The organism is Chryseobacterium electrogenes (assembly GCF_053553015.1).
Genome location: NZ_JBNPPB010000002.1, coordinates 896,226 through 916,068, shown reverse-complemented (window position 1 = coordinate 916,068; position 19,843 = coordinate 896,226). Strand labels below are relative to the sequence as shown.

17 protein-coding genes and 1 riboswitch are annotated in these 19,843 nt (G+C 31.2%); of the genes, 9 read left to right on the top strand and 8 right to left on the bottom strand.

From position 1 onward, the window contains the following. Positions 1–3: 3 nt before the first annotated feature. Positions 4–525 carry a helix-turn-helix transcriptional regulator gene (locus tag ACQQ6V_RS04120; RefSeq protein ID WP_448844291.1) on the bottom strand — a complete coding sequence of 174 codons (522 nt, stop codon included), beginning with the start codon at positions 523–525 and terminating at the stop codon, positions 4–6. Positions 526–1,329: 804 nt separating this feature from the next. Between ACQQ6V_RS04120 and ACQQ6V_RS04115 the strand changes: the two genes are divergently transcribed. The 3 genes from ACQQ6V_RS04115 (at position 1,330) to ACQQ6V_RS04105 (ending at position 5,436) form a co-directional block, all read left to right on the top strand. Further along, positions 1,330–2,436, top strand: a complete 1,107-nt coding sequence (locus ACQQ6V_RS04115; protein ID WP_448844290.1) for a M14 family zinc carboxypeptidase — start codon at positions 1,330–1,332, stop codon at positions 2,434–2,436. Between the two features lie 389 nt (positions 2,437–2,825). Next, entirely contained in the window at positions 2,826–4,004 is a 1,179-nt protein-coding gene (locus tag ACQQ6V_RS04110) for an acyl-CoA dehydrogenase family protein (protein WP_448844289.1), read from the top strand. Positions 4,005–4,356: 352 nt separating this feature from the next. After that, entirely contained in the window at positions 4,357–5,436 is a 1,080-nt protein-coding gene (locus ACQQ6V_RS04105) for a T9SS type A sorting domain-containing protein (RefSeq protein ID WP_448844288.1), read from the top strand. Positions 5,437–5,492: 56 nt separating this feature from the next. Here ACQQ6V_RS04105 and ACQQ6V_RS04100 read toward each other — a convergent pair whose 3' ends face one another. From ACQQ6V_RS04100 to ACQQ6V_RS04085, 4 genes are all read right to left on the bottom strand, one after another. Continuing rightward, positions 5,493–8,180 carry a PD-(D/E)XK nuclease family protein gene (locus tag ACQQ6V_RS04100; RefSeq protein WP_448844287.1) on the bottom strand — a complete coding sequence of 896 codons (2,688 nt, stop codon included), beginning with the start codon at positions 8,178–8,180 and terminating at the stop codon, positions 5,493–5,495. 51 nt (positions 8,181–8,231) lie between these two features. Beyond that, the gene (locus ACQQ6V_RS04095) at positions 8,232–8,648 is read right to left on the bottom strand and encodes a hypothetical protein (protein ID WP_448844286.1); all 417 of its coding nucleotides are present in this window, start codon (positions 8,646–8,648) and stop codon (positions 8,232–8,234) included. A gap of 11 nt (positions 8,649–8,659) precedes the next feature. Continuing rightward, positions 8,660–9,295 (bottom strand): 16S rRNA (guanine(527)-N(7))-methyltransferase RsmG, encoded by a 636-nt coding sequence (gene rsmG, locus ACQQ6V_RS04090; RefSeq protein ID WP_448844285.1) that lies wholly within the window; start codon positions 9,293–9,295, stop codon positions 8,660–8,662. An 88-nt stretch (positions 9,296–9,383) separates the two neighbouring features. Continuing rightward, positions 9,384–12,431: a RemA C-terminal-like gliding motility protein gene (locus ACQQ6V_RS04085; RefSeq protein WP_448844284.1), complete on the bottom strand. Its 3,048-nt coding sequence runs from the start codon at positions 12,429–12,431 to the stop codon at positions 9,384–9,386. Positions 12,432–12,787: 356 nt separating this feature from the next. Here ACQQ6V_RS04085 and ACQQ6V_RS04080 point away from each other — a divergent pair, with 356 nt between their 5' ends. The 6 genes from ACQQ6V_RS04080 (at position 12,788) to ACQQ6V_RS04055 (ending at position 17,110) form a co-directional block, all read left to right on the top strand. Continuing rightward, positions 12,788–13,978, top strand: coding sequence for a pyridoxal phosphate-dependent aminotransferase (locus tag ACQQ6V_RS04080; RefSeq protein WP_448844283.1), 1,191 nt, complete (start codon positions 12,788–12,790; stop codon positions 13,976–13,978). A 324-nt stretch (positions 13,979–14,302) separates the two neighbouring features. Continuing rightward, positions 14,303–14,935, top strand: a complete 633-nt coding sequence (locus ACQQ6V_RS04075) for a peroxiredoxin (protein ID WP_448844282.1) — start codon at positions 14,303–14,305, stop codon at positions 14,933–14,935. A gap of 79 nt (positions 14,936–15,014) precedes the next feature. Next, positions 15,015–15,329 carry a thioredoxin family protein gene (locus ACQQ6V_RS04070; protein ID WP_528072282.1) on the top strand — a complete coding sequence of 105 codons (315 nt, stop codon included), beginning with the start codon at positions 15,015–15,017 and terminating at the stop codon, positions 15,327–15,329. 51 nt (positions 15,330–15,380) lie between these two features. Then, positions 15,381–15,629, top strand: coding sequence for a DUF6952 family protein (locus tag ACQQ6V_RS04065; RefSeq protein WP_448844280.1), 249 nt, complete (start codon positions 15,381–15,383; stop codon positions 15,627–15,629). A gap of 62 nt (positions 15,630–15,691) precedes the next feature. After that, positions 15,692–16,300, top strand: coding sequence for an HAD family hydrolase (locus ACQQ6V_RS04060; protein ID WP_448844279.1), 609 nt, complete (start codon positions 15,692–15,694; stop codon positions 16,298–16,300). Between the two features lie 96 nt (positions 16,301–16,396). Next, positions 16,397–17,110, top strand: a complete 714-nt coding sequence (locus tag ACQQ6V_RS04055) for a DsbA family oxidoreductase (protein WP_448844278.1) — start codon at positions 16,397–16,399, stop codon at positions 17,108–17,110. Between the two features lie 132 nt (positions 17,111–17,242). On the opposite strand, the gene ACQQ6V_RS04050 is transcribed toward ACQQ6V_RS04055, so the two are convergent. The 3 genes from ACQQ6V_RS04050 to ACQQ6V_RS04040 form a co-directional block, all read right to left on the bottom strand. Then, complete coding sequence (locus tag ACQQ6V_RS04050) at positions 17,243–17,416, bottom strand: type II toxin-antitoxin system antitoxin (RefSeq protein WP_448844277.1); 174 nt, start codon at positions 17,414–17,416, stop codon at positions 17,243–17,245. A 45-nt stretch (positions 17,417–17,461) separates the two neighbouring features. Beyond that, a complete protein-coding gene (locus ACQQ6V_RS04045) occupies positions 17,462–18,328 on the bottom strand; it encodes an SPFH domain-containing protein (protein ID WP_448844276.1) in 867 nt (288 codons plus the stop codon). A 97-nt stretch (positions 18,329–18,425) separates the two neighbouring features. Beyond that, positions 18,426–19,535 carry a T9SS type A sorting domain-containing protein gene (locus tag ACQQ6V_RS04040; protein ID WP_448844275.1) on the bottom strand — a complete coding sequence of 370 codons (1,110 nt, stop codon included), beginning with the start codon at positions 19,533–19,535 and terminating at the stop codon, positions 18,426–18,428. A gap of 68 nt (positions 19,536–19,603) precedes the next feature. Then, a riboswitch (cobalamin riboswitch) is annotated at positions 19,604–19,791 on the bottom strand. Positions 19,792–19,843: the final 52 nt, after the last annotated feature.

The window sequence follows — 19,843 nt, the reverse complement described above, 5'->3', positions numbered from 1 at the left end:
TTATCAATTTTCAAAGGTTTCGAAAGTTCCATCTTCATAGAAAAAAACGACTCTTTTAACTGATTTTTTAGGAGAAACTATAGGCGTTATAGGTGTATTTTCTAATCGCTGAGAATCGTCTGTATCAAAATTATTTGTACTTTGTTTAGGAGAAGGGAAATTTGACGTGTTATCAGAAACAGCATTATTTGCTAAATTTTCATCTACTTTTTCTTCACCAAATTTATCATTATCTATCAATGCGAATAAGTCGGGTAGTGCTCTTTTCTTAGGAAATTCTTCTGTTGCCAATTGTGTCAAATCTTCTTTTATGATTAACATTGGCTCTTCGCCAGTAATAATCCAATTCCATTCTAACTCAGGAAAAGCCTGTTTAACTTTTGTGACAAATTCTAAAGAAGGTTTATTACGTCCAGAAATTATATGAGAGATGCTAGATCGCTGTACATCAATTTCATCTGCAAATTCAGAAGGTGTCAGTTTTGAAAACTCGATTACTTTTGTAATTCTATCATTAATACTCATGTTACAAATGTAAAGATAATATTTTAATTAGGATTTACTTTTGTAAAACACTCTAAAACTTCGCTATTTACAAAAGTTAACTCTATAAAACACTGTAAAAGTGTTATTTAAACTATTATTTACATTTGTTGTGGATAACTGCAAATTATTTATCCACTAAAAATTAAAAGATATACTTGATGTTAATAACTATTTTATCTCATTTCTCAGTTTAAATCTACCTATAAAAAATGTAATTGGTTTTAATCTTAATTAATAGGCATCTATATTTAGATTTTAATTATAAAGATTAAAATAATATCACTGATAGAATAGGAGAGTATATGCAACTTATTGTATAATAACAATTATTTGTTTATTAATGGTGGTTTACGGCTATATTACAAGGTGTCTCAGTAAGTATATATCCTGGCTTAGAGTAACTAATGGTAGTTGCTTATATTGATTATAGCAAACTATTTTTCTGTGTTCAAATATGTTAATTTATCCACAAATACATTTGTAATACTATTTTCTAAAAAAGATATTAACAGTATTTTCCACAAACAATCCACGTTTAATAGATTTATCCTTAAATATTAATAATCAATACTTTACGTAATTAAAGTATATTGAAATAAACACTTCAAATAAACTTTTTCAAAACACTGATTTACAGCAATTTACATGTTGTAATTATCTATAACGTAATCCACAAAAATACTAACAGACATTGTGACATTTGTGCTTGTTTGATTATATTACAAATGTAAACCGTTTGTTTTATAAGAAAATTCTTATTTTTACAATATTAAAAAGATCAATATGCAAGGCACTTATCAATACATTAAAAATGTAAACTTCCCAGAGCGTTATATTTCACCAGAAAAATTATTTTTTTATCTACAAGAGAATTTCAGTGATCAGATTGTAGTGCTTGGTAAGTCAACTTTGGGTAGACCTATTTATAAATTTACTTTGGGTAATGGACCTATAAAAATTGCTGCTTGGTCTCAGATGCATGGCAATGAATCTACGGCAACTTTGGCTTTTATGGACTTGCTAGAATATTTTAAAAATAATAAAGAAGTCGAAGAAAAATTATTCTCAAGTATCAGCTTAGATTTTCTTATAATGCTTAATCCTGATGGCTCAGAAATCTGGACCAGAAGAAATGCTTTGGACATAGATATTAATCGAGATTTTTTGATGGAGTCTAGTGTTGAAATGAAAATTTTAAAAAAAATGCTCACTGATAAAAATTATGATTTTGCCTTAAATCTTCATGATCAGAGAACCATATTTTCTACCGATTTTGAGAATCCAGCAACGCTATCTTTTCTGGCGCCTTCTCAAGATTTAGAAAGAAGCTTAAGCGAAAACAGAAAAAAAAGTATGGCGGTTATTGCGAGTATTTTTTTGCAATTGCAACAAGTATTGCCTAATAAAATTGCTCGTTATAATGATGCATTTTATCCAACTTCCTCAGGCGACAATTTGATGAAAAATGGCATCCCAAATATTTTGTTTGAAGGCGGTTTTTTTCCTGATGATTATGACCGAGAAAAAACAAGAATTTATTATACTCATGCATTATTTTATGCCTTAAAATCTATTGCCGTTTTGAAGGGAGAAACTATTGGTTACGAAACCTATTTTCAGATTCCCGAAAACAAAGAAAGTCATTATGACATCATCTATAGAAATCTAAAACTTAATACAGATTTTGAATGTATTTTGGACGTTGCAATTCTTTACAAAGAAATTTATGATGAAGCCGAAAATAATATAAAATTAATTCCGTACGTTGTAGAAGTTGGAGATCTTGGAAAGAAAAAATCTTGGAAGGAAATTGACTGTACCGGAAAGAAATTTATTTCTAAAAATAAGTTCCCAAAACTAGATGCTGAAATTAACTTTACTGTAGAATAAATTTATATATATCAATCGCTTATTTTCCATTTAAAAAAAGTCAATCGTCAAGAAGTATCGATTGGCTTTTTTGTTTTTTTTAAAGTAGATAATCATCTTAAATTCCAGTTCTAAAATTAATCAAATTAAAATGTAAAAATATATCCAATTTAACATAATATAAATTATAGGACTTTTTATAATTTGCCCTTTTAAGCTTATAATTATACTTTCTGGTTAGTCTCAGATATAGATCCTAATAATTCTTATATCCTTTTTAATATGAAAGCTATAATAAATATAACTGCTAAGACTATTATTAAGATAAAATCAAATAATTTAGATTGTAATTCCTAAATTAATGCTAATTTGGCAGTATATAAAATTTAAAATTATCCAATACCAAAATCATGTCATATTATCCGTTAACCAACATTCCTGATTATTATTTTTTAGATGAATTATTATCTGATGAGCACAAACTTATTAGACAATCTGTTAGAGACTGGGTAGAAAGTTTTGTAATGCCTAAAATTGACGAAGCCGCTCAAAATCATCAAGACATACCTAATTTAATGAAAGAATTAGGCGCGATTGGCGCTTTGGGGCCGTACATTCCGGAAGAATATGGCGGTGCTGGATTAGACCAGATTTCTTATGGACTTATCATGCAAGAGCTAGAACGTGGTGATTCTGCCGTGAGATCTGCGGCTTCTGTACAGTCTTCTTTGGTCATGTTTCCAATTAATGAATTTGGGTCAGAAGAACAAAAGAAAAAGTATCTTCCTAAGTTAGCGACAGGAGAATATATCGGATCATTTGGTTTGACAGAGCCTAATCATGGTTCTGATCCTGGCTCTATGGAAACAACTATTAAAGATATGGGCGATCATTATCTTTTAAATGGTGCAAAAATGTGGATTACCAATGCTCCACTTTGTGATATTGCTGTAGTATGGGCAAAAAATGAACAAGGTAAAATAAGAGGTCTTATTGTTGAACGTGGCATGGAAGGCTTTACTACACCAGAAACTCATAATAAATGGTCATTAAGAGCTTCTAAAACCGGCGAATTAGTGTTTCATGATGTTAGGATTCCTAAAGAAAATATTTTCCCAACTATAGAAGGATTAAAAGGGCCTTTATCTTGTCTTAATTCTGCTAGATATGGTATTTCTTGGGGAGTTATTGGCGCAGCAATAGATTGTTATAATACAGCAGTACAATATACCAAAGAGCGCAAACAGTTTGGGAAACCGATTGCATCCTATCAGTTACAGCAAAAAAAATTAGCAGAATTCTTAACCGAAATCACAAAAGCTCAATTACTTTGCCTAAGATTAGGAGAATTGAAAAATCAGCATAAGGCCTCTCCTGCTCAAATTTCTATGGCTAAAAGAAATAATGTAAAAATGGCTATTGATATTGCACGAGAATCTCGCCAGATGTTGGGAGGCATGGGGATTATGGGAGAATTTCCTATGATGCGTCACGCAGCCAATTTAGAATCTGTGATTACTTATGAAGGTACACATGATATTCATTTATTGATTACCGGCATGGATATTACTGGCATCAACGCATTTTAAGGGATTTTTTTATAATTAAAAAACTGAAAATAAGTTAAAAGCTATGAGGATTTTAGGATTTTCATAGCTTTTTTCATGACGGAAATCCGTGATTTTTTACATTATTCGTAATTTATAAAAGCCTATAATTTTAATAAAAAAATGAATTGATTAACTCTGGTTCAAAATTACAAAACGCGCTTAAGTGCATTCTATCAAGCTTTAATGCTAGTTTTAATTGGTTAAGAAGAAAGTTTAGAAAAAGATTTTAGTATAAATTATTATTGAATTTTCATCATTATCACAATGTTAAAATATTAAATAATAATTGTTTTTTGTTATCTTTAAATCAAAACTAAAACTAACTAAAACCATGAAAAAAATCTCCACAGTTTTACTGATGGTTATCTTACCATTAGTAAATGCGCAGGTAACTTATACCTCCGCAGATTATGCTAACTCATTAGATGACATAACCTATATAATTGGCGATACATCTACATTAATTAATTTTAGTACAACAGGTTCTAATTATAATTGGGATTTTAATAGCCTTCAACAAGCTTCTACAAAACAGATTAATCTAATTGATCCTAATAATAGCGTCTATAAAAGTATCTGGTGCAATAACATGGGTTATGCATCAACTTGTAATGTAGAATTTAACAATAAAACAAACGTTGCCGAAAAATTAGCTGACTCTCCTATCCCAGCTGGCAACAATATTGTATTAGATGCAATCTACTCTCATTCTTTAAAAACAGATTCTAGCCTTGCAACTAAGATGGTTGGGATTAAGATTATGTCTAATAATTTAGTTATTCCTGCGATACTAGATTATCAACAGCCTGACATATTGTATAAATTCCCTATGAATTATAATGATACTTATACAGAGCCTTTTGCTGCAAATCTAGATCTAACACAACAAGGTATCAATTTTAAAGTCAATAGCACTGGTGATCGTTTTAATCACGTTGATGGTTGGGGAAAATTATCTATAGATAATAAAACCTATAACGATGTCTTAAGATTAAAAAGTATATCCGACCAAAGTATTACTAAAATACAAAATGGTATTACAGATCATCAATCTCTTAAAGAAATTAGCTATAAGTGGTTAAGCAAAGATTATAAATTTCCTATTATGGAAGTCAAAGGAATGGAGAAAAATGGTAAATTTACAATTACTGAAATTGCATATATTAAAAGTGATGCTGTATTAGCAACATCTAATAGCCAACTAAAAAATGTAAACATCTACCCTAACCCTTCTAACGGTAATTTTAAAACCAATATCCCGCAAAATGATATTAAATCCATTGAGGTTTATAACTCATTAGGCCAATTAGTTTCTAGATCTATGGATATTAGCAACCTACAAAAAGGAAATTATATCATAAAAATTAATACAAATACACAATCTTATCATCAAAAAGTAATTAAGAATTAAATAATTACACAATACAAAAAAAAAAGACTTTTCTGATTGAAAAGTCTTTTTTTTTGCTACCAACTAATATGTTCTTTCTCTACAAACGGAATTGAGGGATCTAGAATTTCTAAAATCAATGTTTTTATAGCCAACTCAATTTCTTTATCTTCTAAGTTAGTTACTTCTAAAAAATTAACGCCATTGTTGACTTCGGCAAAAGACCAAATGCCAGGTTGCAGAATTTTAGATTTAAAATCATGATCTTGTTGCAAGCAATATTTATAAATGCTAAGCTGTAAAGCTTGTTTATAATCCTCATTAAAAAACAAAGTTTCTATTTCTGAAGGATCTTTAACTTTAAGGTTTAATTTTTTTGGTTTAGCTGTTTTATAATCAATAATTCTTATAACATCATTCAGTCGATCAATTCTATCGATAAAACCATTAAAATTAACTGCATCTTTTTTTTCATCATCAAGATAGAAACTTGCTTTCACATTTTTTTCTAAATCTAAAATTTCGAGGACATTTCCTGCCTTTACCAAATTGAAATCGTACTCTATAATGCTTTCTATTACTCTTTTTGCGATCTGTTTGTGCACAAAATTCATCCCGCGATCATAAAACTCATTCTGATGTTTTAAAGTTTTTATAGCAAAATTTAAAGATTCATCAATCATTGATTTCAGATAATCAAAATCAGATAATTTTAAGGTTTTATTTTTGAATTTTTCATACAAAAACTGAATAGCGTAATGCACGAGATTCCCGTAATTTCTAATTGACAGCTCCTCCTCAATTTCATTAGATTCTCTAGTCTTCAAAATTTGATTAAAATAAAAGTCAATTGGATTATAAAGAAAACTCACAAGATGAGAAGCCGAAACTGATTTTTTCCAATCTTCTAATTTTTGTAAAACATCTGGCGTTTTGTCAATAGATATCAACTCTTGCGTAATTGGTTCTGATGTATTTTCTATAACAATATGCTCGATATTATGAGAACTTTCTATCTCTAACTGTGTGATAAATCTACTTTTCTCACCCGTATTAACTCCAGAACTCAGTGCATTATATAATAAATGAACATTTTGAGAATCCTGAATTAGTCGATAAAAATGATAAGCATAAATACTGTCATTTTCTAAAAATGTATTAAGCCCAAAGTTTTTTCTAACATCAAAGGGCAAATATGTATTTTGAGTATTTCCTAGAGGCAATTTACCTTCGTTAACAGATAGCATGATTAGATTCTCAAAATTGAGCAATCTGCTTTCTAGAAGCCCCATTACCTGCAATCCTGCTAAAGGTTCTCCTAAGAAATCAATGCTCTCAGAATTAACCAATTGATTAATTAACACCTCTAAAGTTTCTAATTTAACTTCAAATTGATAAGGTTGAAGCTGGTTTTTTAGAATCTTAAAGCTTTTTTCGAAGTGAGAGATATTTTCATATTGGATATCATCTTTAATATGAAATTTTAATTCATAACAGAATTTTATTAGTAATTCTAAATATGCAGTTCCTGACTGTGGCTTCTTAAATAATTGATAATAACTCAAGTCCCCCAAATGTTCTTCCATTAATTTTGAAGAAATATAAACGATGTTTCGCTCTTCAATACTTTGGATAAAATTCTGGATAATTACTACATCACTTTCTTGATTAGGAAGCTCTTCTAAAATTGGTAAAACATCTGCATAATAGTAAGTTGAAGATTTTTTTTCTAATTGTTTCTGGAGGTAAAACAACTTCTTCATGGCATTACTAAAAGCCAAATTCTTTAACGGAAATCCCATGGTAATATTGAGATTTTCTACGGATGATAAAGCATCCAAAGTTGCTGGCAATAGATTTTCGTCCAGGAGAATAACTGCCGTTTTAGAATAATCTTTAGGTTTTAAATCTTCAAAAATTTTTGGTAAAACTTTAGTTTGTACAATATTACCAGAAACTTCATAAGTTTTTATGTTTTTTGGTTGAGAAAACTGATTAACAACCCAGCTAAAATCCCTAGAATCATTGAAGTGTTTCCATTCCATATGACTTCGCAAAAACTTACCAGCCTCTTGGCGAGTATCATTAATATAGTAATCATCTGCCTGAAAATAGCACTCTGCCCTATTCCACTTTAGCAAAGATTTTACCAGAAGCTCTTCTGTAGGCGTAAAGGCATTAAAACCGCAAAATATAAATTGTTGAGAAGTCGTCTCTGCAAAATGTTCTATATGAGCTCTTGCAGCTTCGTGGATCATGCCAGATGTCGCCCAATTTTTCTCTTGGAGCTTCTGCTTAAGATCTGGTAAAAAAGAGTTCATTTTTTGCCAAAAATTGAGATTTCTCTTACGTGGATTATCATCGTCACCCAATTCTTCTCCCCAATTTTTTATGCGTTCTTCATCCAACATCCATTGCAAAATCTTGGTATCGCTGTCTGCAAATTTTAGCATATCATCCCAATCTTTTTGCAAAGTCGGAAACCATTTCAGAAATCCATTAAAATCTTCTGATCGATCTGTATGTTGATAAACCCTAAAAGAAAATAACCATAAGGCAATCCCTGAGATTGCTTGTTTTTCTGCAATAGAATTAATCATTTCTTCTATCGTAATAAAGTTAGGCAACATGCCATTATATTGCTTTTCTTTAAGTATTTTTTTGATAAAGACAACAGGTCTCTTACCTGGCAAAACGATATTTAAAGCTGATAAATCAGAATGTTTTGATAATAAATCATCTACAATATTTTGTAAAAACTGCATAAAAAAAGGCCTTATAATAAGACCTCAATATAGCTAAATTTTATGGAAAACCTACTTTACCACAATCTGTTTTTCTAACCAAACGTTTTGCCCAGCAGTATTTTTGCCTTGCCAAAATTTGAAATAATATTTACCCTTATGCTCTGGTAAAAAATTAATGATATTGAATGCTGTATAATCACCTGATCCACACGGAACATTAGTTTTATAAGCATAATTAATCACTGTTCTTGTAGAGTCTTTTGGGATATAATCCATACCATAAAAACCTTCGCAGTTTTTAGAATAACTGGAGAAGATCTTAAGGGTTTGTCTTGTAAAAACAGTCATTGTATCTTGTTGAAAATGCACACTATCTATTTTTTTATTTATGATGCTTTGGATTTCGTCATCATCATTATGAGATTTACAAGACCCAAGAATTGCTAAAAGTCCAACAACAGAAAATAAGTTAAGATAGTATTTCATTACAATATTTTTTAGTGATAAATATGACCTTTAGAAATATAAACTACTTTTTTGGTTTCAAAAAATTCACCTTCGAAATAATTTTTCAATTGGAAGATTTCACTTTTTATCCCGGCTAATTCTTCGCCTAGATCACCACCTTTAAGATACAGAACGCCGTTGTGCTTTGTATTGAATTGATCTTTCTCAAATTTTCCTTTTAACCATCTTAAGAATACAGGCATCTGCGTTACTGCGCGACTAACTATAAAATGAAATTTCTCTTTAACATCTTCTGCTCTTGCGTGGATTGCCTTGACATTAGATAAGCCTAAACCTTCTGAAACTGCCTTAACTACAGTAATTTTCTTACCTATACTATCAACTAAGGTGAATTGCGTATCTGGAAATAAAATAGCCAAAGGAATACCTGGGAAACCACCTCCTGTACCAATATCTAACACCTTAGTATCAGGCGCAAATTCCATAATCTTTGCAATTCCTAAAGAGTGCAAAATATGTTTCTCATAAAGACTTTCCATATCTTTTCTGGAGATAACATTTATCTGGGCATTCCATTCTCCATACAGTGCTTCTAGTTGAGAAAACTGTTTTTGTTGTGTTTCCGTGATGTTCGGAAAATATTTTAAAATGAGTTCTAAAGACATCTTGCGAAATTATGAAAAACATATCAAATAACATAAAATAAAAGCGCATCTAGATGACCTAAATGCGCTTTTGTTTGTAATAGATTTATTATTTTAAAATCTTCTTAGTTGTTATGCCTGATGTTGTTTGTACTTTAATAACATAAAGACCAGGATTATATGCTGCTGTACTGATCGTCAGCTCTTTGCTATTAGGTTTTTTGTTATAAACCGTTCTACCTAATGCATCATACAACTCTATATTGATTATCTTTTCATTAGATTTTATAAAAACATTATCTTTCTGTTGGTATATTTCTGTTTTATTTTTAGCAGAATCGTCGGTAGAAAGTGTTTTTTCATTTTGATAAACCATTGTAAACCTATCCTCTCCCGTCCCTTTTTCTGCGTAAAAAGTATAATCTTCTTTAGTGATTTCTATTATTTTAGAATTTAACTTATCTTTTAAATAAATTGGTTGATCATTATTGAATCTTCCTTCTTTATCACTAATCGAAATGGTATAATTTCCATTTTCTGAAAATTTTAAACCTAATTTTACAATATCCGATTCAAGCTGTGACAAGTCTCTCGCTTGGATCCCTAATTTACGATTACTTTCTTCTGTCCAAATTGCATCGTTACCAATTACTAAAAGTTCTGTATCATAATCACCATCAATTCCATTAGTAGCATCAGGTAAATAACTTACTAAAATCTCATTATTAATATCAGAAGGAGAATTAAGATTAATCCAGAATCTATCCTTAAGTGCTTTTCTGTTATTAAAAAACACACCTTGATCGGAAGTTCTCATTTCATTGGTAAAAGATAACGCTTTATTTTTACCTGTTGCTTTAGCTTGAACAATAAATCCTTGCGCAACTCTAGATGCCTCATTAGGTTTAGCTTTATTAATACCTTTAAAGGTTGCTGAGATACCACCTACTTTATTATATATTGCATAATTATTGCCTTTATAATTTGAACCTTGTTGATATAAGATACTCATATCATTATTAGTCCAGAAATACGCAAGAGGCTCTATATTATCTTTATTAACCTCAAAGAACATATCCATGTCTAGATTAGATGGATATGGATTACCTACCATATTAAATCCATGATCTGCATTGGTGTATTTTAAAGGCTGTGAAAATAAATCCCCATTATTAGGAACTCCAACAAAAGTAAACTCAGTAGAAGGAGAAGTCATAGTTAATGCAGAAGGAAAGCTATTTTTACCTCTAATAGCATAACCTCTACCAGTCTGAAATTCTGCAGTTGCATCTAACTTTATTTCATTTGGAATATTGGTTACAAAATAATTAGTGGCTTCGTTATAGACATAAAAATTAGACCAAGGTGTCCCTTGTGGATTAATTGGCTTGGTTGATGTATCATAACCATCTGAGAATTGATATAAATTCTGCCCCTTAACTGGAGAAGCCCAATAATTGTAGCCCATTTTAGGTAATCGTGTTGATCTTTTCACCGTTATTTTACCTTCGTTAGTAGTATTGCTAACTTGTATTAAATCAGCATCTGATTCAATTGTAAAATTACTACCATCTCCTTCATTAGTTATTTTATTATAAACTTTTACATTAGCGCTAGGGCTAATTGTTAAACTCCCTTCTTTTCTAACAATCAGATCAGCAGTTACAAATGCACCATTGGATTTAGTATTATAAACGCCCTTTATAATGGCAGTTTTATAAGCGTTAGGTACTCCATTATCCCAATACAGCTCAGGCATCCACGTCGTAATATAATTATCCTCTACAATCCCAGTCAATAAAGGTCCTTGTATAGTTCTTTCTATATTATTATTGTACTGAATTACAAATTGAGACCAAGTTTTATAAACATATAATCTAATGTATAGTTTCTCTGTTGACTTTAATACAAATCCATTAAAATTGAATGCTTTATTAACATAATTGATATCTGCAGAAATATCGCTTGCTAGAGTTCTTACATCTGTTTTAAAGTTGGGATCTTTGGAGTATTTAATAGTATAAACTGCAGGACTTGTCCCTCTGTAATCAAATGCAAATGAATTAAGCGTAATATTTTTTGTTTCACTTATGTTATCTACAACAAACTCTAAATATTTATTTTCATTAAGATTTTCATTTCCTCCAAGATTAGATAAATCATAAATTGGCGTTTCCCATGAGTCTTTTTTCAATACAAGCTCACTGGCTCTCAACCCTGTTTTTGCAATGGCAGAATTAAGAGGAGAACCTGTAAAATCATCATTATTCCATCTAATAAGTCCTATATTAACTTCATTAGTAACTTTTACGGTAACTTTTGTTAATCTTGACGTCCCTTGGTTATTCGTTACAGTGTAGTAAAATACATCCTCACCTACAAAATTAGCTTTGGGTATATAAATTACCTTATTATTAGAATCTACGGTTACTATACCATTTTGAGGCTGACTAGCTACTTTTAAAGTTACTTTCCCATCATAAGCATCATTTTCCAGCACATTAATAGCAACTTCATTGTTTTTTAATGTAGTAGTAACATCATCTATTGTAATAGGAGCAGTTGGCTTATCTTGACTAGTCTCTCCATTAATGTAAGGACCAATGTTTTTATCTTTAAAGTATCTAATGAAAAAGTTATTCTCTGTATTAGCTACATAAATTCTAATGTACATCTTCTTCCCATCAGGAATAATCTGCTCTGGTAACGTAGGAAAATTTATAATTTTGACATCACTCCATTCGTTATTAATATCAATAGGAGATAAAAGGATTTTTGCATCGCTAAAATTAGCATTATAGGAGTAATTAATCTTCATTCTACCCTTACCTCCTTGTAATCTGTAATTAAAACCAAATTCAGATAACTTTATTTTCTGTCCAGTTACTGGTTTTATTGCCAACTGAATATACTTGTTATTATCGAAAGTATCAAGAGATGTATTATTATAATTAGGAGTTGGCCAGCCAGCAGTAGAAAAAAATAATCCATCCCAATTAAGATTATCTATATTCATTGATGCTGTTATATTATCAGCATTAATTTTATTATTACTAATAGTAGGAGAAAAATCTGCATTGTTCCAGCTAACGAGCTTTTGAGCATTAAGATTAATTAATATAATTGTAAAAAATATAAATAATAAAATTCTTTTCATTGTGTCTAATAATGAGAGTATAAGGTAATTTTTTTTCGCGGTTGCAATATTACAACATAACAATGGATTTAATATATTAATAACAAGAATATAAATTTATTGTTAAATTAATAACAACGACAAGCATTCAGCAGTATTATAAATAAAAACTACCTAGCTAATTAACTAATAACCAACAAAACCAATAATTTATTCAGAAATAAGTAATGTTAACACAGGCTTAAATACATGATATTTATCATAATTGATATAAAACACCTTATTTATCGTCCTGTTTATCGAAATTTATTCGTAATATATGACAGCATCATCCTATTCTTAATAATCTTTATCTTTGCCAAAAAGGAAACATTAATATGGATAAATATTCGGATCGATTGAATAGATTAAGCTACTCTCAGACTTTCGTAATGAGCAATAAAGTTAGAGAAATGAAAGCCAACGGAATAGATGTTATCAGTCTTACTTTGGGAGAACCAGATTTTGACGTTCCACAGAAAATAAAACAAGCTGCTTTTGATGCAATTAATGAAAATTACAGCCACTACTCGCCCGTTCCGGGCTTCTTAGAACTAAGACAAGCCATCGCTAATAAACTGATGCGCGATAACAATTTGGGATATAAAGCAACTCAAATCTGTGTATCCAACGGTGCAAAACAATCAATAGTTAACGTTTTAGCAGCGATCATTAACGATGGAGACGAGGTAATATTGCCCGCTCCTTACTGGGTTAGCTATGACGAAATGGTAAAAATGATGGGCGGAAATTCCGTAATCGTTAAAACAAACCTAGAAAATGATTTTAAAATAACTGCCGAGCAATTAGAAAAAGCCATCACACCAAAAACTAAAGCAATTCTTTACAGTTCACCTTGTAATCCATCCGGAAGCTATTATACTTATGAAGAATTAAAAGCTATTGCTATTGTAGTCGCAAAATATCCTCAGATCACCATCATCTCTGACGAAATCTACGAGTATATTAATTATACTGGGAAGCACACATCTATTGCAGAGTTCCCTGAAGTCTATGAGCAGACCGCTGTTATCAATGGAATGAGTAAGGCTTTTGCAATGACAGGCTGGAGAATTGGTTACTCTGCTTGCCCAGAATGGCTTGCTAAAGCTTGTGACAAAGTACAAGGTCAGATGACAAGCGGTGCTAATACAGTTGCGCAACGAGCAGCTATAACCGCCTTAGAAATGCCAAAAGAAGAGCTTAATTACATGATAGAAGCCTTTCACAAAAGACGTGACCTTGTATATGATCTCATGAAGGATATTAATGGTTTCAAATGTAACTTGCCAAAAAGTGCATTTTATTTTTTCCCAGATATCTCTTATTTCATAGGGAAAACGATTAATAATACAGAAATTAAAGATGCAGACGACTTTGCAATGTGCTTACTAGAGAACGCTCACGTGGGATGTATTGGCGGTACATCTTTTGGGAATCCAGATTGCATTAGGTTTTCTTACGCAACTTCTGAAAAAGATCTTATCGAAGCCATGAGAAGGATTAAAGAATTTGTAAAAGATTTATAATCATCTTTAAGTATTGAAAAAACCTATCAAACCAAGCCTCAATTGCTTGGTTTTTTCTTGGTATAACTATCACAATCTTCATTAGTTAACCTACCTGCGTCCCAGATGGAGCGAGTTGTCTGAGCTCTTTTTATAAGAAAGGAAAAAGCAAGGCATAAAAAAGCGAGTCGCGAGAGCTGGTAAAGACGCCCAAATAAATTAGAATAAAAATAAATTCATCTTAATAGATTTTATAAATCGAAATTTGTTTTTCAATTCATAAAAACTTTTTAAATTTGTCTTATCAAAATAGATAATAAAGTATAACCTTAAAATAAAATTATTATGTCATTAGTAGGAAGACAGTTCCCAAATGTAACAATTGACGCGATGAGCGAAATGGGAGACGATCTAAGAATCAACGTTTTAGAAGAAGCAGTTAACAACAAACAAAAAGTTGTATTATTCTGGTATCCAAAAGATTTCACTTTTGTTTGCCCAACAGAATTGCACGCTTTTCAAGAATCTTTAGAAGAATTCAAAAAAAGAAACGCTATCGTAATTGGTGCTTCTTGTGATACTAACGAAGTACATTTTGCTTGGTTAAATACTCCAAAAGATAATGGTGGTATAGAAGGTGTTACATATCCAATCTTAGCTGACACACACAGACAATTGGCTAATATCTTAGGAATTGTAGATCAGGATTTCGTTTATGACGAAGAAGGAAATGAGTCTTTCACGGGTTCTAACGTAACTTACAGAGCAACTTACCTTATTGACGAAACAGGAAAAATCTTCCACGAGGCTGTTAACGATATGCCATTAGGAAGAAATGTTAATGAGTTTTTAAGATTAATTGATGCTTATTCTCACGTACAAAAACACGGTGAAGTATGTCCTGCTAACTGGGAAGAAGGAAAAGATGCTATGAAAGCTGACAGAAATTCTACTGCTGATTACTTAGCAAAACACTAATACAATCTAAATTTTGAGGTAATTAGTAATAATTAGATTTGACCTAATTACCTCATTATATAATCATCAAAATAAAACTATTATGTTTATAGAATTAACTGAAGATAACCTACAACAGATCCTTGCAGAAAACCCAAAAGTTATGGTACAATATGGTGCAACTTGGTGCGGGAATTGTAGAATAATGAAGCCTAAATTCAAGAAATTAGCTTCAGAAAACGAAGATATTCCTTTTTATTATGTAGATGCAGAAAAGTTACCAGAAAGCAGAAAACTAGCTACTGTAGATAATTTACCGACTTTTGCAGCCTTCGAAAATGGTACTTTGAAAAACCAAGTACAAACCAATCAAGCCGATAGCCTTAATACTCTTTTTGGCGAATTAAAAAATTAGAATTTAAAATTCTAGTTTCAATATTTTAAATAAATTTCTAAATATCAAATTATGAAATTACCAGTTATAAGACAGTTTTTCCAAAATCAGACACCAGAAAATCTTAATGCAACTCTAGAAGTATTAGAAAGTTTCTCAGAATTTCGTGGTGTAAAAGATGAAGAACTAGATGTTGTAGGTGAGTTAATAACCAATATCTGTGGCGCTCTAGAAGTCCACAACAACGTACAAAACGGTCAATCAGAAAAAGACGCCCTTAATGCTTTTGCACAAAAAGTATTAGGCTCAATTGATAAATAATACATCGATATTATCGTATGAAGACTGCCTTTACTTGCAGTCTTTTTTTATGTTAACATTTTATGAAACTGAAAAATATAATATTTGACTTTGGTGGTGTCATCATAGATTGGGATCCTCGCTATTTTTATCGTGATTATTTTAAAAACGAATCAGATATGAATTTTTTCTTAGGAAATATCGCCACTAACGCATGGAATGCCGAGCAAGACCGTGGTAGAAGCCTAGAAAAAGGCACTGAAAAATTAGTGAAAGAACATCCGTTTTTTGAGAAAGAAATACGAGCTTACTATGACAATTGGACAACAATGCTAAAAGGTGACATCCCACAAAATGTTGCCATATTAAGACAATTAGATGGTCTATATCCACTTTATGGACTTACTAATTGGTCATCCGAGACTTTTCCTTACGCATTAGAACACTATGATTTCTTTAAAATATTTGAAGGTAAAATTGTAGTTTCTGGTGATGAAAAACTCATTAAACCAGATCCTAAAATCTTTCAAGTTTTGCTTGATCGTTACGCTATCAAAGCTGAAGAGTCCGTTTTTATTGATGACAACTCAGACAACATAAAAACCGCTCTAGATCTAGGTTTCTCATGCATCCATATCAAAGCCAACACAGATCTCTCCAAAGAACTTAATGCGTTAGGAATTGAGTTTTAGATCTTATCTTAAATCAATATTTATCTAGAAAATTTAAAGTAAATTAGTGCTTTAATAGTTAAAGATTAAATTAAAGAAAATATGTCCAATAATACTATGAAAATCGAAATCTGGAGCGATATCATGTGTCCTTTCTGTTACATCGGAAAAAGACATTTTGAAGCCGCTTTGGCGCAGTTCGAACATAAAGATAAAGTAGAAATCGAATGGAAATCCTTCCAACTAGATCCAACAATCCCTGAAGAAGTAAAGGTAAGAACAGATATCGCCCAATATATTTCCACGAGAAAAGGTATGGCTATTGACGATGTTAAAGCAATGTTCCAAAACGTAACAGAAATGGCTAAAAATGCTGGTTTAGATTATGATTTTGATACTCAAATTGTTGCCAACTCTCTAAAAGCTCACAGAATCATCCAATTGGCAAAAGAAAAAAACCTTGGAGACCAATCTGAGGAAGTATTTTTCAAAGGATATTTCACCAACGGAAAAGACCTTGGCAATGACAGTGATTTGTTAGAACTTGGTCAAGAAATTGGATTATCAGAAGATGAAGTTAACAAGGCATTAACCCAAGATGAGTATCTTAAATATGCTAAAAAAGACATTACAGAAGCCGCAGAACTAGGTGTAGATTCTGTACCATTTTTTGTTTTTAATAGAAAATTTGCAGTAAAAGGTGCGCAACCTGCTCATCATTTTCTAGATGCCCTGAAACAATCTTATCAAGATTTTGCTAAAACATCAACTTTGACAACTTTAGAATCTAATGATGCTGCAAGTTGCGATATAGATGGTAATTGCAATTAACCAGAACGTTAACTCGATAATTTATAATAAAACTGCTTCAAAAGCTAATTTTGCCATATTGAGCTTATCGAAATGTAATTCCAAAAAAAAGTAAAAAGCTCAGGAAGTCCTGAGCTTTTTTAAGTTTAATATTTACTTTTTCTCTTGATGCGAAGTCTCTTTTTTCTTTCTTCCAGATGCGTTAAGACTTTGATGAATCAAAAATTCTATTTGTCCATTAACACTCCTGAATTCGTCAGAAGCCCATTTTTCAATAAGTTTATAAGTTTCTTCATCTATTCTTAATACAAAACTTTTCTTGCTCATTTTATTGATTTTAAAAGCATAAAAGCTTTAATTAAACTGTTTTGATTAATTGTAAAGCGTACCAGCATTCAGGATTGGCTGCGCTGCTTTCTCGCCACATAAGACAACCATGAGATTAGAAACCATCGCTGCTTTGCGCTCATCATCCAACTCTACGATATTCTCCGCTGATAGTTTTTTAAGCGCAAGATCTACCATGCCAACAGCGCCTTCTACAATCTTAGTTCTTGCCGCAACAATTGCCGTCGCCTGCTGTCTTTGTAACATCGCGCCCGCAATCTCAGAAGCATAAGCTAAATGTGAAATTCTTGCTTCCTGAATATGAATCCCAGCCGGAGAAAGACGATCTGTCAGCTCTTGTTCTAAGATTTTAGTCATTTTTTCGCCGCCTTCTCTTAGAGTGATATCTGCATGTTCGTCTTCCAGATTATCGTAAGGAAAACTCATCGCAAGATGTCTTACCGCAGCTTCACTTTGCATTTTAACATATTCATAATAGCGTTCTACATCAAAAGCCGCTTTGTAAGTATCTGCAACCTTCCAGACGATAACAGCTCCGATTTCGATGGGATTTCCCATTTTGTCATTCACCTTCAAAGTCTGACCTTGTAAATTTTCTGATCTCAAACTCATTCTCTGAGAAGAATATAAAGGATTAATGAAAAACAAACCATTATCCTTCACAGATCCCACATATTTACCAAAGAAATTAAGCACACGCGAATGATTAGGCTGAATAATCATTAATCCTTTCATAAAAAAGAATGATAAAAGTATCATTAGAACGCCTATAACAGAAAGAAATGGATTATAATCTACTGAATAGACGAATAATCCAATCCCGCCAAAGAACAGAATAATACTAATTAATAAGGCTAAATAGCCTGACATCGGTTTAAGAGTTTTTTCCATAATGTTATTTATTTTAATATTGATTTGATATCATAAAGATATAAAAAATTTAAAACAAAACATAAAAAAAAGCTATCTCAATAGATAGCTTTGAAAATTATAGTTTGATAAATCTATGTTTCGATGTTATTTTGTCTGATATTAAGATTAAGAAATAAGTACCTTGAGATAGGTTATTAAGATTGATTTGCCCTTTGTCTACTACTCCATTTTTTACTCTTTTTCCGGACATGTCAATAATTTCATATTCTATTGATTGATAAACCGACGAAATATTAATAACATCAGAAACTACTGTTGGATAAATCTTGATAATATCTTTAGTCTCTGCTATTGATAAAGATGAACAATTATCTTCTACAATTGTATTCGCAACTTCTACAATCTGATCTTTACAGTCTTTTTTTATCAACTTAAAATCTGGATTGCCTTCAAGATTAAGTATCGTAATATTATTGGTAATACCATCCATAAAATCAAGCGATGTCAACAGATTATTTTTAGCAATAACAGTCTTAAGCAATGGATTATTTTCAAATGAAATATTAGTTAACTGATTAGATTCTACAGAGAACCAATTAAGTTTAGCAAGACCTTTTATAGATACTTCTGATAGTTTGTTGGTGTTGATATTCACATTAACAAGCTCTGGATTATTACCGAAAATCAGTTCTGTTAACCCATTATTAACCAATGTCAATCGTTGTAAACTAGCAAAAGAAGACAAATCCACCTTAGTCAACAGGTTATTATTAACGTAAAGGAATCTAATCTTAGGATTCTGAGGGAAAAGAATATTTTCAAACTTGTTGTCTGTCAGCTCTAGATTAGTCAAATTAACCAAGTTAGAAGCATCAAAAGTACCTGTTAACTTGTTGTTTTTAAGATTAACAGTTGCTAGTTTTACATTACTACTAACATCTATTTTATTAAGATTAATAAGCCCAGAAAGATTAAGCTCTGTGATATTAGTAAAATACTCTACTCCTGTTGCATCGTAGATATTAGGTAAATTAGCCAATCCTCTAATATTAGTTAGTGTTTTAGCTTCATCTTGAGAGATTTCTCCGTCCTTATTGGCATCAACAGATGGATAAGCTTTAATGATTGCTTTTTTAAAATTAACATCAGGAAAATTGATGATTTGCGCTTTTACAGCAATGCTACCGATAGCAATAACGGCAAGAAATGTAGATAATTTCTTCATAAATATAAAATATTAATTAGTTTAACTCCCGAAACTATTAAGGACTAAATTGAAATTATTTAATCCTAAAAAGTATACTTTAACAGGCAGGTATCCTGGCTCACATCGTTGTGTCGTCCTTCCCAAATTATCTTCAGTGGACATTTTTAGACATTACGTTTTGTAGTTTACAGTTGCGGGTACAGCTTAGGCATATAACCTAATTCCCTTTTATTGAAACAAAATTTATTTCAAAACCTATTAGCCGTAAAGATACTGTTAAAAATCAATCTCAAAAACTTGCACAAAAAAAAGGCATATCCAATGAA

Coding starts and splice junctions, on each gene's coding strand:
- ACQQ6V_RS04120 (WP_448844291.1), bottom strand. CDS start 525: ATGAGTATTAATGATAGAATTACAAAAGTAATCGAGTTTTCAAAACTG.
- ACQQ6V_RS04115 (WP_448844290.1), top strand. CDS start 1,330: ATGCAAGGCACTTATCAATACATTAAAAATGTAAACTTCCCAGAGCGT.
- ACQQ6V_RS04110 (WP_448844289.1), top strand. CDS start 2,826: ATGTCATATTATCCGTTAACCAACATTCCTGATTATTATTTTTTAGAT.
- ACQQ6V_RS04105 (WP_448844288.1), top strand. CDS start 4,357: ATGAAAAAAATCTCCACAGTTTTACTGATGGTTATCTTACCATTAGTA.
- ACQQ6V_RS04100 (WP_448844287.1), bottom strand. CDS start 8,180: ATGCAGTTTTTACAAAATATTGTAGATGATTTATTATCAAAACATTCT.
- ACQQ6V_RS04095 (WP_448844286.1), bottom strand. CDS start 8,648: ATGAAATACTATCTTAACTTATTTTCTGTTGTTGGACTTTTAGCAATT.
- rsmG (WP_448844285.1), bottom strand. CDS start 9,295: ATGTCTTTAGAACTCATTTTAAAATATTTTCCGAACATCACGGAAACA.
- ACQQ6V_RS04085 (WP_448844284.1), bottom strand. CDS start 12,431: ATGAAAAGAATTTTATTATTTATATTTTTTACAATTATATTAATTAAT.
- ACQQ6V_RS04080 (WP_448844283.1), top strand. CDS start 12,788: ATGGATAAATATTCGGATCGATTGAATAGATTAAGCTACTCTCAGACT.
- ACQQ6V_RS04075 (WP_448844282.1), top strand. CDS start 14,303: ATGTCATTAGTAGGAAGACAGTTCCCAAATGTAACAATTGACGCGATG.
- ACQQ6V_RS04065 (WP_448844280.1), top strand. CDS start 15,381: ATGAAATTACCAGTTATAAGACAGTTTTTCCAAAATCAGACACCAGAA.
- ACQQ6V_RS04060 (WP_448844279.1), top strand. CDS start 15,692: ATGAAACTGAAAAATATAATATTTGACTTTGGTGGTGTCATCATAGAT.
- ACQQ6V_RS04055 (WP_448844278.1), top strand. CDS start 16,397: ATGAAAATCGAAATCTGGAGCGATATCATGTGTCCTTTCTGTTACATC.
- ACQQ6V_RS04050 (WP_448844277.1), bottom strand. CDS start 17,416: ATGAGCAAGAAAAGTTTTGTATTAAGAATAGATGAAGAAACTTATAAA.
- ACQQ6V_RS04045 (WP_448844276.1), bottom strand. CDS start 18,328: ATGGAAAAAACTCTTAAACCGATGTCAGGCTATTTAGCCTTATTAATT.
- ACQQ6V_RS04040 (WP_448844275.1), bottom strand. CDS start 19,535: ATGAAGAAATTATCTACATTTCTTGCCGTTATTGCTATCGGTAGCATT.